Origin of the sequence: Cysteiniphilum litorale (assembly GCF_003428165.1) — a bacterium.
In the GTDB taxonomy this organism is placed as follows: domain Bacteria; phylum Pseudomonadota; class Gammaproteobacteria; order Francisellales; family Francisellaceae; genus Caedibacter; species Caedibacter litoralis.
In genome coordinates this window covers 27,648-43,582 of sequence record NZ_QLIQ01000027.1, presented here as the reverse complement: position 1 = coordinate 43,582, position 15,935 = coordinate 27,648, and the positions used below count along the sequence as shown (strand labels likewise).

General features: G+C 39.1%; 14 protein-coding genes. 7 read left to right on the top strand and 7 right to left on the bottom strand.

The window, feature by feature from the left end:
• The first annotated feature begins 602 nt into the window (after positions 1-602).
• The 3 genes from DNJ75_RS15515 (at position 603) to DNJ75_RS10645 (ending at position 3,643) form a co-directional block, all read left to right on the top strand.
• Positions 603-2,270, top strand: a complete 1,668-nt coding sequence (locus DNJ75_RS15515) for a hypothetical protein (RefSeq protein WP_188618919.1) — start codon at positions 603-605, stop codon at positions 2,268-2,270.
• 205 nt (positions 2,271-2,475) lie between these two features.
• Positions 2,476-3,372, top strand: coding sequence for an F-box protein (locus DNJ75_RS10650; RefSeq protein WP_117003443.1), 897 nt, complete (start codon positions 2,476-2,478; stop codon positions 3,370-3,372).
• A gap of 64 nt (positions 3,373-3,436) precedes the next feature.
• Positions 3,437-3,643: a hypothetical protein gene (locus tag DNJ75_RS10645; RefSeq protein ID WP_150469021.1), complete on the top strand. Its 207-nt coding sequence runs from the start codon at positions 3,437-3,439 to the stop codon at positions 3,641-3,643.
• Here the strand turns inward: DNJ75_RS10645 and DNJ75_RS10640 are convergent.
• On the bottom strand, positions 3,631-5,028 hold the full coding sequence (locus DNJ75_RS10640; protein ID WP_117003441.1) for an MFS transporter: 1,398 nt from the start codon (positions 5,026-5,028) through the stop codon (positions 3,631-3,633). The genes DNJ75_RS10645 and DNJ75_RS10640 overlap by 13 nt on opposite strands.
• Positions 5,025-5,486 (bottom strand): tRNA (uridine(34)/cytosine(34)/5-carboxymethylaminomethyluridine(34)-2'-O)-methyltransferase TrmL, encoded by a 462-nt coding sequence (gene trmL / locus DNJ75_RS10635; RefSeq protein WP_117003440.1) that lies wholly within the window; start codon positions 5,484-5,486, stop codon positions 5,025-5,027. Before trmL ends, DNJ75_RS10640 begins: the two co-directional genes overlap by 4 nt.
• Positions 5,487-5,672: 186 nt before the next feature.
• Between trmL and rbsK the strand changes: the two genes are divergently transcribed.
• The 3 genes from rbsK to DNJ75_RS10620 all read left to right on the top strand — a co-directional run bounded on the left by rbsK (position 5,673) and on the right by DNJ75_RS10620 (position 9,328).
• On the top strand, positions 5,673-6,584 hold the full coding sequence (gene rbsK / locus DNJ75_RS10630) for a ribokinase (protein ID WP_117003439.1): 912 nt from the start codon (positions 5,673-5,675) through the stop codon (positions 6,582-6,584).
• Positions 6,581-7,333 carry a Nif3-like dinuclear metal center hexameric protein gene (locus tag DNJ75_RS10625; RefSeq protein WP_373282851.1) on the top strand — a complete coding sequence of 251 codons (753 nt, stop codon included), beginning with the start codon at positions 6,581-6,583 and terminating at the stop codon, positions 7,331-7,333. The genes rbsK and DNJ75_RS10625 overlap by 4 nt, the downstream gene beginning before the upstream one ends.
• Before the next feature lie 123 nt (positions 7,334-7,456).
• Entirely contained in the window at positions 7,457-9,328 is a 1,872-nt protein-coding gene (locus DNJ75_RS10620) for an APC family permease (RefSeq protein ID WP_117003438.1), read from the top strand.
• 44 nt (positions 9,329-9,372) lie between these two features.
• Here DNJ75_RS10620 and DNJ75_RS10615 read toward each other — a convergent pair whose 3' ends face one another.
• From DNJ75_RS10615 to DNJ75_RS10595, 5 genes are all read right to left on the bottom strand, one after another.
• Positions 9,373-10,875, bottom strand: coding sequence for an APC family permease (locus tag DNJ75_RS10615; protein ID WP_117003437.1), 1,503 nt, complete (start codon positions 10,873-10,875; stop codon positions 9,373-9,375).
• A gap of 266 nt (positions 10,876-11,141) precedes the next feature.
• On the bottom strand, positions 11,142-12,338 hold the full coding sequence (locus tag DNJ75_RS10610) for a BaiN/RdsA family NAD(P)/FAD-dependent oxidoreductase (RefSeq protein ID WP_117003436.1): 1,197 nt from the start codon (positions 12,336-12,338) through the stop codon (positions 11,142-11,144).
• Positions 12,338-13,486, bottom strand: a complete 1,149-nt coding sequence (gene nagA / locus DNJ75_RS10605; RefSeq protein ID WP_117003435.1) for an N-acetylglucosamine-6-phosphate deacetylase — start codon at positions 13,484-13,486, stop codon at positions 12,338-12,340. The genes DNJ75_RS10610 and nagA overlap by 1 nt, the downstream gene beginning before the upstream one ends.
• Positions 13,487-13,489: 3 nt before the next feature.
• The gene (locus DNJ75_RS10600; protein ID WP_224742319.1) at positions 13,490-14,521 is read right to left on the bottom strand and encodes an SIS domain-containing protein; all 1,032 of its coding nucleotides are present in this window, start codon (positions 14,519-14,521) and stop codon (positions 13,490-13,492) included.
• A gap of 102 nt (positions 14,522-14,623) precedes the next feature.
• Positions 14,624-15,067, bottom strand: coding sequence for a ferritin-like domain-containing protein (locus tag DNJ75_RS10595; protein WP_117003434.1), 444 nt, complete (start codon positions 15,065-15,067; stop codon positions 14,624-14,626).
• A 173-nt stretch (positions 15,068-15,240) separates the two neighbouring features.
• Between DNJ75_RS10595 and DNJ75_RS10590 the strand changes: the two genes are divergently transcribed.
• Positions 15,241-15,930, top strand: coding sequence for a TerC family protein (locus DNJ75_RS10590; protein WP_157968305.1), 690 nt, complete (start codon positions 15,241-15,243; stop codon positions 15,928-15,930).
• The last annotated feature ends 5 nt before the right edge of the window (positions 15,931-15,935 follow it).

Below are 15,935 nucleotides of genomic sequence, written 5' to 3'. Positions count from 1 at the left end.
TTGATTTTTATAATAACCGTAGATTTCATGAAAGTTTGGGATACAAAAAACCAATGAACGTGTACAAAGAAGGTGCTATTGACTTTAAAAGTCAGGCGCAAAAAACATTGCAGGTTGCATGACATGTGTAGGAATAAGAATTTTTAAAAAACTGTATTGACACTTTGGGGTAGAATAGTGTACACGATGATTTTCTCATTTGACTGGTTACTGTAAGGCAATATTTTGCCTGAGCCTTGACACTTTTCACCATTCACAATTTTATTTTTTTGTCATTCTAAAAAGTGTTGTTAAATTGTAACAAAACCAATCAAGCGATATATTTCCTTATCATCGCTGTGTTGAGGTATTGGTTAATAACGCCTGCCAAAGATGTTAAATATTTGTAAAAAATAGCTCATATAAACACTGAAATTTAAACATTTTAACTAAAGTTTTCTCTCAAATCTCTTATTACAATAAGACCAACTTATTTAGCTAAACACTAATTAAGTAAATCCATATGAGATCTATCGGGATAGTCATCCTTGATGTCAGCAACTATGGGTTAAGCATCAATCATGAAAAATAAAAATATGAAAAACACAAAAAAGGAGTTTAGTATGATAAAAACATCTTTGAAATCACTCGTCATATGTCTTGGAGTAACTAGCACACTATTATTGAGTGCTTGCGGAGGAAATCATGGTGGATCAGGCTCTCGGGTCAATCCAGCACCTACTCCAACACCTACTCCAACACCTACTCCAACACCTACTCCAACACCTACTCCAACACCTACTCCAACACCTACTCCAACACCTACTCCAACACCTACACCGCCAACCCTTGAAGTAACTGAGGCACAAACACCAGGTGATACTATATTACCTTACAATAGCAGCTATAACGCATCTTACTGGATCTATCTTGCACCAAATAAGGATAGTTTGAAATCTATAGGTGACGAGCCCATCAAATACCAAATAACGGTTACATCTGATAACGATGTCATTAGCGCCGAACACATGACATGTGATGATAATCCAACTGATACGATGACTACCGGGCAACGCTGCAAAATTGATATCACATTCTCGACACCTGCCGCGGCTATCGATGACGTGAAAGCCTATAAAAAGCTTGACACAAATAACCTCATATTTTCTCTGTCTCAAACCGATCAGAAAGTGACACAATCATTTAGTTATTTGCTTTCTGAAGTGACGCAGCCTGCTGTTCTTTTTATCTATAAATATAACTATGCTTCTATTTACGATACCACAGCAAATAATGATCCGTTATCCTCAAACAGTAATCTGATTTTTAATTATCTTCCTGAGGATATAAAGTATGCGCGACTAAAAAACAATAATGACCTCATTGGCTTTGATAGCACAATGAATAAATTCACGCTATCGCAACTTACAACAAAATACACAGAAAATACCAATGCTGAGATTATGATTAGTAATCCACAACCTTTAGAAAGTGTAGGGTTTCCAAATGAAGCAGACTTTACAATCTATAAAGCACCACAAGCCGCTATTGTCGATATGCATACCAAAGACAATCAAATTGCCTTTTTGGTTTCCTCAGCAGATAATAAACAGCTGTCTATTTATATTGCTAAAGTTGATGATATAAAAAAGACACTAACATTTCAGCGTAGTATACAAAATGTATTAAGTGCAGAGGGCAATGATAACATTGGTCTGTCATTTTTAGATGATGGTTATTTTGTTTTAAGCTATCGCTCAGCGATTGATAGCAAAACAGACAATGGATCATTATTGGCGACTGAGATCTCAGCAAACGCCACAGATGGTAGTGCTGCAAAAACAATTACTCTCTTGAAAAATGGTGACAAGATCCCAGGAACGGATCAAACAAGCTATGCTATTAGTGATTTTGATTATGTTAATAGCAATAATAACAGCATTGTTTACGCCTATGTTGAGGATCAATCAACAAACTCAGAAAGTCATACTTATGTCACTAATCTCTTAAGCTACTCCTTTGATGATAGTGCAGAACCAAAATATGCTTTTATGAAAATTGCTGATAATCAAGAAACTTCTCCAACACCTACTATTACTAAGCTTGCTGATGGCAACCGCTTTTTAGTAAGTTATGAGGTAGCGTCTGAAACCTATGCCAGTAAGCTTGCACAGTACGCTAAGTATATTGATGTATCAACTTCAATGATGTTTGATGCGATAACTAATAAGGAAATTGGGATGGATAATGGCGTAAATCCTAATATAAATACTGAGCTATTAGCCCTTTAGTTTTGATGCATTAATGATGTAAGCTACGCCGATTGTCATTTGTAATAAAAACACACTTAGTTTATGGCTGCTTCTTCCGTTTAATACATGCCATAAGCTGAGCATATACATTAAATAACTACAACTTTGAAACAATTAGGGTAAATCACCCCCTATAAATCTACGCACTCAATGGAGGCTTCATGCTAAAAAAGGTAATTTCAAGATGAAATCAATAGAACAAAACAGTGACATTTTACATATAATATGTCAGCACTTGCAAATAAAGGACATCACCAACTTGCTTCTGACTAACAAAGCAATATATAAAGCAATTATTACAGAGAATAAATACAGACCCCTAATCATGAAGATGCTAGTACTCGACTACATCGCATCAGCATATACCAATACGAGTCAGGCACTTAGCGATATATGTGAAGAGCTTCACGTTAGCGCTGATATTAAAGATAATGCTAATCAGATGATAAATAATTTTTTTGCCATGTATCGATTGCAACATACTAAAACCAATGAATGGTGCTTGCATGAAGCGACACACAGCATAAAACAACTATCTTATGCAATCATGAAAAGCAAACTGGAGTTTCTTATGATGGACAATTTTGATACTCGGCTTTTTGACGGTAGGAAATACAGTAAGCACAGGGACTATCTAACTAATTTAAATAACAGGGTCCTCTCGCGACAAGAGGTCTATGATGAGTACTACTTACGTCCTATGCAAACACTTACTGATATAAATCAAACACCCCTAGCAATTCAGCAGATAGAGCAATTCAAAGTATTATATTTTGACATCAATACTACTCCGAAACTACTAAAAGTGACAAAGCTACGAGAAGCATTGATATGTCTGATCAATCTATACCATAAACACTATGGTACAGAGGCTACTGCAGAACTTACAAAAATGTTTAGCCAATGTAACAGTGCCAACTATCTTATTGATCTTCTTAATCACCCTAAAGAGAGTGTATTAATGATTCCTCCTGCCGAAGTAGATGAGGACATGATCAGAAAGGCAATTGACACAACGCTAAATATACCTAATTTTTCTAATGGAAATTACAGTTACCTACACCTCTTCAATAAAAAATAAATTTAAGTAAGGAGCACCCTAAGCGGCTTCGCCGCAACTAAACATGGGAATAACGAGGTCATCAGTGAAAAAAGAAGAAAGTTTAGAAGGTAATAAAAAAATGTTTAAACAATTAAGATCTAGTCATTTCAGAGAATTGGTTGCACCTTGGCTAGAAGATCCAACCGAATTATATATGATTTTAGTTGCTGATTTTAAAAAACTATTCTACCCCATATACGTCAAAATAGTTGACTCTAAAATTAGCACAATTAGTTCTTACGTTAATTGAATACCACTTAAGCGATGTGTTTGCTGACAAAAAAACAAATAAATAGCCGTCATAAACATGCCTAGTGCACAAAAAATCATAACATAACTAAACGCATGAAGCGTAATCGTAGAATGGGCACTAAGCTCAAACACATTGGAAAACGTTGCTAACAAAGTTGCCACCCACGCAACCGCAAAGGCACTTGATAACTGAATAACCGCACTCATAATGACACTACTAACACCGACCTCATCGTCACTTACTGTGCTATAAATACTGGAGTTAGTCACCATCGTAAAACAACCAAATGAAGCACCAATAACTGCTAACAAGCCTAAATACAGTGCAAAATCAAAATGACTAAATAACCATGCTAACCCTAGATAGCTAAAACACATAAGACCAATGATAATAAGCATATAACGATATAGCCCAAGCGCTTTTAAAATCGCCTTAACCACACGCTTAACAAGCCATGCAGGGATCATAAACGCCATAAAAGCAAGTCCTGCCTCAAAGGCACTAAAACCATGATGAATTTGCAAATACAATGGCAGCATAAACATCAGTCCCATCGTTGATAAGCGTACCATAACACTGACTAACACTAAGGCATTAAAGCTTTGATGACGGAAAATATTAAGGTTCACAATCGCACCTTGCCTTTTATATCGCGCATAGATCAAATACAACAGCAATAACACAATAGCAAAGATTAGAACCACGCCTTTCAGGCTATTTGAAATCGAATGATCAATAACGGTATCTAATACAAACATGAAAAATGCGATAGCTATGCCAAGCAAGATAAATCCCAGATAATCAAATCCAAAATCTTGTTTTTTGCCATCGATTTTAGGGATAAAGCGCCAAGCAAGTACTAATGCAAATAAGCCAATAGGCACATTGATAAAGAAAATATAGCGCCAATTAAGGTAAGTCGTAATCCCGCCACCAATCAAAGGGCCAAGCATAGGTCCTATGGTTAAAATACTCCCCATAATCGTCATTGCGTATAACAGATTTTTCTTATAGACACGCACCAGTATCATCCGCGCTACTGGCATCGTAAATGCACCAAAAAAGCCTTGTAATGCACGGGAGACTACAAGCATTGGCAAATTGGTCGATAAGCCACAAAGTACAGACGATAAAATAAACCCTATAGCTGAGATGAGTAATATTCTTTTTGTACCAAAGCGCTCAGCCACCCATGTTGATGCTGGCACAAACAGACCCAAAGTTAACAAATAGACGGTAATAGCAACTTTTAAACTAATCGGGTTCACATCAAATGACGCCGCCATTTGTGGCAAGGAGGTATTTAACGCACTGCCATCAACGAGCTCCATGAGCATAACAATAGCAACTGCATACGCCACAAAAGACTTTTGATCGCTCATAGTGCGCCTTCAAATCCTAATTGTCGCCATGCTTCAAACAGCATAATTGCCGTAGCATTAGATAGGTTTAAACTGCGACTATTTGCTAGCATCGGCAATTTGATTTGCGTTTGATGCAACTGATCCCTGACTTCTTGCGGTAGTCCTCGACTTTCAGGTCCCAAAAGTAAGATATCATCTTTTTGAAACTCAACTTGATGATAGTATTGATTGGCTTTTGTTGTACATGCCCATATTCGTTTATCAGCATGTGCTTCAACAAAACGTTGAAAATTCTTGTATCTAAGCACTGCGGCAAACTCATGGTAATCTAATCCAGCACGACGCAACTTCTTATCATCCAGATCAAAACCCAACGGCTCAATCAAATGAAGCTTTGCCCCAGTATTGGCGCACAAACGAATAATATTTCCAGTATTAGGCGGAATCTCAGGCTCATATAGCGCAATATGAATCATTTTTCAAAACTCTAGAGATGCATTGCGCAGTATTGTATACCAGACACAATACTTTTGCAGGCTTTACATGCTCTAAGCAATGATATACTGCTGGTAGCTGCCATTAGCTGTTTAGGCGTAGGCAGAAAATATGATACGATAGCCAAGTTTTATATATTTTGATAACAAAATTTAAGGATAGTGATTATGACAATAATGGTCATTGGTAGTGCCAATATGGATCTGATTATACAGGTTGAACATATTCCAAGTCCAGGAGAGACAATTTTAGGTGGACAATTTTTAACAGCCTCAGGTGGCAAGGGCGCTAATCAAGCGGTTGCAAGTGCACGCCTAGGTAGTGATGTGTGCTTTGTCTCTTGTGTCGGTGAGGATAGCTTTGGCGAAACACTTATCAATAATTACCGCAAAGATAATATTAATATCAAACATATCAAGCGCAGCTCTGAACCCTCTGGTGTCGCAATGATTTATGTTGCCCAAAATGGCGAGAACTCGATTGCTGTTGCCCCTGGCGCTAACACTTTATTAACACCTCAAGATTTAGATAAACTCACCACGCAATTTGCGCATAGTCAAATTGTCCTGACACAGCTAGAAACGCCCTTAGAAACCATTATGCGTGCTGGCGAATTAGCCAAAAGCAATCAATGCTTATTTGTACTTAATCCAGCACCTGCGCAAAGCTTACCTGATACGCTTTACCCACTGATTGATATCATCACACCTAATGAAACAGAAGCTGCATTACTCACTGGCATTGAGGTTAAAGACGAATCATCAGCGCTTATGGCTGCTAAAGTGCTCTTTAATCGAGGTGTTAGTAACGTTATTATTACCATGGGCGCACAGGGTGCTTTCTTCTATGATGGCAATACTGCAAAGCTTATTCCCACACACAAAGTAGCTGCCATTGATACCACGGCAGCAGGGGATACTTTTAATGGTGCTTTGGTCAGTGCGCTTGCTCAAAATAATACCTTGCTAGAGGCTATTGCATTTGCTAACAAAGCAGCAGCGCTCTCCGTCACTAAACTAGGGGCGCAAAGCTCTATTCCTTATCTTGATGAAATCACACACTCAACGAGTCACATATGATTGATCAAAAAGAGCTTAAAGCATATCTCAATCAACTATTAAATGTTGATATGATCAAGGATTATTGTCCTAATGGTCTACAAGTTGAGGGCATGAAAAGTATTCACACCATTGTCACAGGTGTTAGTGCCAGCCTTGAGCTAATAGAAGCCGCTATTTTAAAAAAGGCAGATGCCATTCTTGTGCATCATGGCTATTTTTGGAAAGGCGAGAACCAAACCATTGCCGGCATAAAATACCAACGCATCAAATCACTGATCAAGCATGATATCAATTTATTTGCGTATCATTTGCCGCTTGATGTTCATCCAACACTGGGTAATAACGCACAATTAGCTCAACTTCTAGATCTCAATGTGAGCGCTGAGTTTGATACAGGCACCACACCTAATTATGGGATTCTCTGTGATCATCACACGACATTAACTGAGCTTGCTCATCTTATTACTGCCAAATTGAAACGCACCCCTCTTATTGTCGGCAAGATGAATCAAAAAATTCAAAAAATTGCCATCTGCACAGGGGGGGCGCAAGATTTTATTGAACACGCCTATCATGCTGGTGCCGATGTTTATATCTCAGGTGAAATCTCTGAACGCACCACCTTAATTGCACGTGAGTTAGGTATCACCTATATCGCTGCAGGTCACCATGCCACCGAGCGCTATGGCATAAAAGCCCTTGGTCAACATCTTGCTGAGCACTTTGATTTAACACATCACTTTATTGATATTGATAACCCAGTTTAAGTCTTTTGCTTTTTTACTTTTTTCTTTCTCTGTCTTTTTAGATATTCTGCCAACATTGCCTAAAAAATAAAAATAGTGTAAATTCGCGGACTTAACCGATGAGAAACACGATGGATTTCACTTATGAAATTAGGACGCATTTTTTTTGGCGACCCTATTCCCAAAGCCCAAGCTGAAGAGCATGCTTTATCAAAAAAACATGCATTAGCTATTTTTTCTTCCGATGCACTATCCTCCGTAGCATATGCAACTGGTGAGATTTTAACTGTGCTTATCTTAGCAGGTACCGCAGCCCTAGCGATGTCGATGCATATCGCTATTTTTATTGCCATCTTGATTGTTGTCGTTGGCGTATCCTACAAACAAGCTATTGATGCTTACCCTGAAGGCGGTGGGGCATACATTGTGGCACGCGAGAATTTAGGCACCTTTATGGGGCTTCTTGCCGCAGGCGCGCTCATGCTTGATTATATTTTAACGGTGGCGGTGAGTGTCTCGGCAGGCATTTTAGCGATTACTTCGGCTTTTCCTGAAGTACAATCACATGCTGAGCTCATGGCTGTTATCGCGATTATTTTTATCATGTGGATGAACCTGCGCGGCATGAAAGAATCAGCTTCTGCCTTTATGTGGCCAACTTACGCTTTCGTTGTCGTTATATTATCGATGGTTGGCATTGGACTTTATCGCTATCTCACTGGCAATTTACCTCCTGTTGATTACTCACATGCGACAGACCTTATGGCGCCATTAACAGGGGTCTTAACCTTGACACTCATTCTGCGCGCCTTTTCATCAGGATGTTCAGCAATGACAGGGATTGAAGCCGTTGCTAATGGTGTGATGTCATTTAAACAGCCACGCGCTAAAAACGCATCGATCACCTTAATGGTATTGATCGTACTCTTGATTTCGATGTTTTTAGGAATCTCATTTCTTGCATCTAAACTAGAGTTACAGCCTTTAACCGATCAGAGTTTATTATCGCAAATCGGACACAATATTTTTGGTGGAGGCGTATTTTATTATCTATTGCAAACAGTCACTTGTTTGATCTTATTACTCGCAGCCAATACTTCTTTTGCGGGCTTCCCACTCCTAACCTCAATGATTAGTAAAGATGGTTATCTACCAAGACAACTACAAAACGTTGGTGATCGCTTAGCCTTTAGTAATGGGATTTTGGCACTTGCTGTTTTTGCTTGTGTGTTAATCATTGTCTTTCAAGCCAATACCAGTGCGCTTATTCCGCTATACTCCATTGGTGTATTTTTAGCCTTCACCCTCTGCCAAGCAGGTCTTGTGCGCGTATGGTATAACCGTCGTCGCACGGTCAAAAGCTGGTGGATCAAAGCAAGCATCAATAGCTTCGGTTGTCTTTGTACCTTCATTGCTGTAATTGTCGTTATTGAGTCTAAATTTTTTGAAGGTGCGTGGATTATCATCATTGCTTTGCCGCTATTAATTCTGATGTTTTATCGCATTGCTCACCATTATCGTTTAGCGGATCAAGAACTATCTTTAAGTGCTGATACCGGTTTGATTGAGACCTCATTACAAAAAGACACACAATTAAAAGTAATTGTGCCTGTGTCAAAATTACATAAAGGCACGATTGCAGCGCTTAGTTTTGCGCGCAAGATATCGCCTGATATCACACCAGTGACCATCAATATAAATCCTGAAAAAACCGCACGCTTACAGAAACAATGGAATGAATTAAACTTCCCTGAAGAGTTAGTTATTCTGGATTCACAATATCAATCGCTATCAAGACCACTTATCAAGTTTATTCGTCGCACGGATTTAACTGAGCCTGAGCGAGGATTGGCTGTCTTGGTTCTTCCTAAAGCAGAAACCACCAAACTATGGCATACATTCCTGCATAATCAAAAAACCGCTCTTTTACGTTGGGGCTTAAAAAGTGTCAGTAAAACCGAGACCAAAGGTCAAGCACGAATTATTGTTGAAGTTCCTTATCAACTAACTGTTTAGCACAGCTTTCTGTAGGGGCGTATTGTATACGCCCAGATATATTATTAATCTTCAATCACTCGATTTAAATCACCATGCTCTTTGCACATTGCAACATAAGACTTAGTCGTGATTAAGATATAAAAAATGACAGATATAATCGCAACAAACCAGATATTTGGCACGATGTATAATAACCATAGGTAAGCAATAAATGGCAGGATAAACAATAATAGTTTTTGCACGCCAACTTTGTGCTGTACGAAAGCATAGATAATCAACAAGATAGTTAATGAGCTATTAACTAACATCAGATCATGACTTGGAATCGTCAGCATGATAAGCCCTAAAATCACAAAGACGACCAACCCTAACCAACGTGTTTTAGGCGCAATTGCTCCCATACTAATCGGTGCTGCCATATATCCAACAACATGATAACCAGTGACCACAACCATCAACGCTGCCCAGCTCTCGGCATTAAATAAGACAATTGCTGCTAATACCCAGTTAATCATCATTGAGCGCTTTGAGAAGTTGTATACTGGATCAAGCTTCGCAATCCAACGCGGCATTTGCCCTTCTGCTGACATTGCATAAAGCATGCGCGATGAAGCACCAAGATAGGTATATCCCGTGCCCGATGGACTGACCACACTATCAGCCAATAACAAAATAGCTAAGAAATTCAAACCTAATAGCATCGCTAAATTTAATAATGGTGATGAAAAATTCATGCCTTGCCAACCACCATTTTTAACCAAAAGCTCATGTGGAACCGCTGCCATAAACGCATATTGTAAGCCCATATAAACGATCAAAATAACAAAGATCGACAAGATAATGGACAACGGCACATTACGTTTTGGATTTTTAATCTCACTGGCAAACGAGACACTGATCTGAAAACCATTAAATGAATAAATTAATCCCGCACCAATAATTGCCATCACAGCACTGCTAAAGCCATAATCACCATTTGTTGGTAAATTAAAGTTGTTACTCAATCCTGAATGATCAAATGCGGCAATTAAAAAAACAGCGATGGCAAATAATGGCGTGAAAACCTTAAGCACAGTGACCACATTGTTTACTCGTGTTAACAGCTTAATGCCATAAAAATTGACGATCAAGTAGACAAACAAAATACCTAAAGCTAAAAACTTACCACCATAAGTTAATACATGATTCTGCATCAACGCTTCAGATCCAATCGCTGCAGATAAGTACTGTGTTGTTGCTTGTGCCTCAGTGGCAATCACCACCATAATGCCAAACCAGTTAGCAAATGCAAACGGCATACCAAAGATGCCATTGTGTGATAACGCGCTTGATCGTGTTGTCGCACCACGCACTGGATAAACCGCAACAACCTTTGCCAAACATAAGCCAACCAATAAGACTAAAATAGCGGCTAGAATCCATGCAAGAAACGCCCAGTTTCCTGCGATTTTTGCGGTTAATTGCGCACTAAAAAGCCAGCCTGAGCCAACCATACAAGTGGCACTTAATAAAGTCGCACTTAATAGTGATACGCCTGATTTTTTTGGTGTGAACTCTGCACCCATATTCCTCTTCCCTCTTTTAATTCTATTATTTACATTCGTTTTTATACCTTATAAATATCACAGTGCTACAAACCTCCTTTAACGAGCATTGACGATAGATATATGTTTTAAAATACAGCATTATTTTTGTCAAATACACGCCGCCCCAAGCCGACAGACTATAGCGTTATTTTTATGGGTTGTAAATATGTAACAATATATAATAGATAAATTAACTATTTCAAAATGATTAACTTTAAATCAAATTGATTATTTATGAATCAGGATTATGCGAATTGACCAGCAGCCCACCCTGATGCCCATGCCCATTGAAAGTTATATCCACCAAGCCATCCGGCGACATCAACGACCTCGCCAATGAAATAAAGCCCTTTAATTTTGTGAGTTTCCATTGTTTTTGAAGATATTTCATCACAACTCACCCCACCTTTGGTGACTTCAGCTGTGCGATATCCTTCCGTACCACACGGTTTTATCTGCCATGATTGTAAGCATTGCATCATCTGCTCGATCTCACTATTAGCAAGATCTGCGAGCTTCTTGTTAAGTAATAATTCATCCACAAATAAAGGCAATAGCCTTTTAGGTAGGTAATTTTCTAACAGTGATTTTAAGAGTGTGGCACCTTGTGATTTTTTGTGCACATGAAGCAATTCACTTAACGAGGCTATTTCTGGCAATAAATTGATGTGCAAATAGTCTCCAAGCTGCCAATAAGATGAGATCTGCAGCATCACAGGTCCACTTAAGCCGCGATGTGTAAAGAGTAAATTCTCACGAAAGCTCTGATTATTACAACTGACCTCAGAAAATACAGAAACGCCTGAAAGCTCAGCATATTTTAATTTATCATGCTCACCAAGCACAAAGGGCACTAATGCCGCTGAAGTTGACAGCACGTGAAGACCAAACTGGCGCGCAATCTCATAGCCAAAGCCTGAGGCACCCATCGTTGGGATTGAGAGCCCCCCTGTAGCAATAACGACAGACTCGGCATGATAATCCCCTGCGGTTGTTTTAACATAAAACCTAAGCTCAGCTGGTGCAACTTGATCACATTGGCACAGCTGATTAACTGTCGTATTTAGTTTAATTTCAACCTGATATTTACGGCATTCATTTAGCAGAATATCAACAATTTCATGTGACTTACCATCACAGAAAAGCTGACCCAACGTTTTCTCATGGTAATTCAGCTGATAAGTGTCAACTAATGCGATAAAATCCCATTGCGTATAACGCGTTAAGGCAGACTTACAAAAATGTGGGTTTTGTGATAAAAAGCGTGCCGGTTCAACATAGTAATTTGTGAAATTACAGCGACCGCCACCTGACATGAGTATCTTTTTACCAACTTTATTAGCATGATCAAGAACCAATACTTTGCGCCCTCTTTTCGCCGCTTCAATGGCACACATAAGTCCTGAGGCACCCGCCCCAATAACAATAACATCGACTTTCATTATGACGCTTTAAATACTTGCTTAATCTGAAAATGCTTATCAACAACGACCAAATCAGCATCAGCTCCTTTTTTGATATCCCCTTTACAATGATGCATATTAAGACTCTTTGCGGCATTATAGCTCGTCATCTTAACAATTTCTGGCAAACTGCAGTCACTATATGTGAGCATGTTTTTTAATGCATTATTCATCGTCAACACACTACCGGCTAATACACCATTTTCTAATCGTGCTTCATTATTTTTGACAATTACTTTCTGCCCACCAAGATCAAACACACCCTCACCATGGGCTTGTGCTGACATCGCATCAGTGACCAACAAAATACCATCAGCCCCTTTTACGCGATAAACCATATCAACAATTTCAGGTGCTAGATGCACGCCATCAACGATCAGCTCGGCAACAACCTTCTCTGACATTAATAAAGCGGTTGCGGCTCCTGGTTTACGGTGATCAATGCCACTCATCGCATTAAATAAATGCGTCGCTTGAGAGCAACCTCGATCAATTGCTACTAGTGCTTCTTTTGCTGTGCAATTGGTGTGTCCAATCGAGGCAATCACTTGCTCACTAACACACCAATCAATCACATGATTAGCACCTAACATCTCTGGCGCAAGTGTGATTTTTTTAACAAGATGATTCGCCTTATGTTGCCAGCTCTTAAGCTTAGCAATCGAAGACTCCTGCAAAAATTCAGGGTTTTGCGCACCAATTTTATCCAGTGAAATAAAAGGCCCCTCTAAATGCACACCTAAGATATTGGCAAAGTGTCGACCATGAGCATGCGACTTATTAAAGTCAGCGACATTATTAAGTGCTTTACTAATTGCGGCTTCAGTTTGGGTCATTGTCGTTGCCAAAAATGAAGTAACCCCTTGGCGATACAAGGATGATGTAATCACTTTTAAGGACTCAATTTCACCATCCATCACATCACAGCCACAACTGCCATGAATATGGGTATCAATAAATCCCGGAATCACCTTATCACTTTGGTGGTATTCGACGATGGGCAAATGTGAAAAGCTCGAGTGTGGCTCACCAACTGCCATGATTTTGCCACATTCAACGGCAATTTCGCCTTCTAGGACAGCATCTTTAGTGACGATTTGGGCGCCTGTTATTCGATAACTTTGCATCACTTACACCGTTTGTGTCACTTTATTGAGATTCTCTGGCTGATCTGGATTTAAGCCGCGTGCTGTAGCAAGTTTTGCTGCCATGGTATAAAAGCTTTGAATCAATAAAATCGGATCTAACAACGGATGCAAGCTTTTGGTTGTTTCAAGGTTATGCGTAGTATCAACATGCTGTGATCCAGGCATCGCAAACATCACATTAGCACCCATTTGATGCATTTTTTGCGCCAACTCGATTGTGCCCTTAGCTGATGCATCATTTTGTGCAAAAACCAAGGTTGGGAATGATTTTTTAATCAAAGCAAATGGACCATGCAGCACTTCAGCCGAACTAAATGGCTCTGAGTGCAAGCATGCTGTTTCTTTAAGTTTCAAAGCGGCTTCTTGTGCGATTGCATAACCGTAACCACGACCAATAACATAGGCATCTTGTTCATCTTTTAACGCATCAATCACCACTTGCCAATCAAGATTCGCCGCTAAGGACAAATACTCAGGCAATGCATTAAGTGCTTCTTGCAATATCTTATCTTCCGTATAAATAGCGATAAACTGTGCCAATGCAGTCAAGGCACAAATATAGCTTTTGGTTGCAGCAACCGCCTTTTCTTCTCCTGCTAAAAGTGGCACGACAAATCTTGCTGCATTTGCCAGTGGTGAGCCTTCGACATTAACTAAGGCGACTGTCGTTGCCTGATTTTTTACACTTAAGAATGATTGCACTAAATCAGGGCTTTTACCTGACTGTGAAATACCTAAAAAAAGACTATTCGCCACCGCTGTTTGACTTTGATAAATCGTATAAATAGATGGCGCAATCGATGCCGTAACCAATCCTATTTTACTTTCTAGCAAGTATTTCGCATAGGTTGCTGCGTGATCCGAGCTGCCGCGAGCAACGGTTGCTGCAAATGCTGGCGGATATTTCTTAAGATGCGCGCATATTTCTTGCCAAATTTTTGTATTGTACTTTAATTGCTCGGCAACTTTTGAAGGCGCTGACAACGCCTCTTGATACATAATTGTTTTAGACATAAACCTTCCCCCTTAATAATAAGAGAAACTATTGTAGCAATTTAAACATAGCCATCACAAAACATTTTACAGAGTTTTTTTGTATGGCATTTTTCGCGCTTTTTAAAACGGTCTTTTAAGCATCTTTTCAACTTCACCAATATGCGTCTCTTCCTCAACGATAAGACCACGTGCATACTCTTCCAAAATGATGGATTTTGCTTCTTCTGCCAATGCTAAAAGCTCACGATATAGTTTTAACGCACCATGCTCGTGCTCTAAACTTTCCGTTAAAATCTCATCAATATTATGCTTATGTGTTTCGGTTAAAGGTGCGATTTTAAGTGATGGGTGCTCACCAAAATGGGTAATCATCTCACCGGCTTGCGTTGCATGCGTTAAGCTCTCTTGCGCTTGCGCACGCATCCAACTGACAATTGGAATTCTGCCATGACCAATAATCATTAATGAATAATGCGTATAACGAACAACACCTGCCATCTCATGCTCAAGGATTGCGTTTAAAGCTTGAAAAATTTTATCCTTTTTTGCAGCAATTAATTCCATTGTGTTTCTCCTGTGTATTTTAGTTGTATTCTTGCACTTTCAAAGTCTGCCACAAGCTGATTGCTAAAAACAAGTTAAAATAACTTAAAAATAATTGCCGTAGCAAGTTTACATATAATGCCATATGCATTTATCATTTGTGCCGTCATTATACATTAAAGAGGATACCTAGATTGGACGTTCCGCTGGAACTTATTACAAGCTTTTTAACCATCACCGCACTTGAGACTATCTTAGCGATTGATAATTTATTGTTTATTTATCTTGTAACTGCCAAACTTCCCGTTCACCAACAACGTAAAGCGCAAATAACTGCTACTTCATTGGCAGCAATAATGCGTATCGTCTCGTTGCTTTTTATCAGTCTAATCATGCAATGGACAATACCGATTTTTTCCATTTTTGGTAATGGCATTAGCATTAAAGATATGATTTTGATCATCGGTGGATTGTTCTTACTGTGTAAAGCACTACATGAAATCTATCTGTTATACCGCCCCAAAACCGTCTCAACACAGGTTGCCAAAAACATGCTAAGTGCAATTGCGCAGATTATTTTAATCGATGCAGTTTTTTCAATCGATAGTGTGATCACTGCGATTGGTTTAAGTGACAATATTTTTGTGATCGCAGCATCTATTCTTGCCTCATGCGCGATTATGTTATTGGCTTCACGCTTTTTAATAAAATTAACACATTCACTACAACTGAAATTAATCGCGTTGACTTCACTTATTTTTATAGGCTTGATCCTAATGGCAGCAGGCATAGACATCGTCATCGACAAATCATATCTTTTGGTAGCGCTTGGCTTTTCTATTGTTATTTTCATTTTTCAAACATCACTTAAAAAGAAAACTTAAGCCAA

What these genes read in the sequence shown, in the direction of transcription:
- DNJ75_RS10620 (WP_117003438.1), top strand. Translation starts at nt 7,457, where the DNA reads ATGAAATTAGGACGCATTTTTTTTGGCGACCCTATTCCCAAAGCCCAA.
- DNJ75_RS10625 (WP_373282851.1), top strand. Translation starts at nt 6,581, where the DNA reads ATGATTGATCAAAAAGAGCTTAAAGCATATCTCAATCAACTATTAAAT.
- DNJ75_RS10610 (WP_117003436.1), bottom strand. Translation starts at nt 12,338, where the DNA reads ATGAAAGTCGATGTTATTGTTATTGGGGCGGGTGCCTCAGGACTTATG.
- DNJ75_RS10595 (WP_117003434.1), bottom strand. Translation starts at nt 15,067, where the DNA reads ATGGAATTAATTGCTGCAAAAAAGGATAAAATTTTTCAAGCTTTAAAC.
- DNJ75_RS10615 (WP_117003437.1), bottom strand. Translation starts at nt 10,875, where the DNA reads ATGGGTGCAGAGTTCACACCAAAAAAATCAGGCGTATCACTATTAAGT.
- nagA (WP_117003435.1), bottom strand. Translation starts at nt 13,486, where the DNA reads ATGCAAAGTTATCGAATAACAGGCGCCCAAATCGTCACTAAAGATGCT.
- DNJ75_RS10600 (WP_224742319.1), bottom strand. Translation starts at nt 14,521, where the DNA reads ATGTCTAAAACAATTATGTATCAAGAGGCGTTGTCAGCGCCTTCAAAA.
- rbsK (WP_117003439.1), top strand. Translation starts at nt 5,673, where the DNA reads ATGACAATAATGGTCATTGGTAGTGCCAATATGGATCTGATTATACAG.
- DNJ75_RS15515 (WP_188618919.1), top strand. Translation starts at nt 603, where the DNA reads ATGATAAAAACATCTTTGAAATCACTCGTCATATGTCTTGGAGTAACT.
- trmL (WP_117003440.1), bottom strand. Translation starts at nt 5,486, where the DNA reads ATGATTCATATTGCGCTATATGAGCCTGAGATTCCGCCTAATACTGGA.
- DNJ75_RS10650 (WP_117003443.1), top strand. Translation starts at nt 2,476, where the DNA reads ATGAAATCAATAGAACAAAACAGTGACATTTTACATATAATATGTCAG.
- DNJ75_RS10640 (WP_117003441.1), bottom strand. Translation starts at nt 5,028, where the DNA reads ATGAGCGATCAAAAGTCTTTTGTGGCGTATGCAGTTGCTATTGTTATG.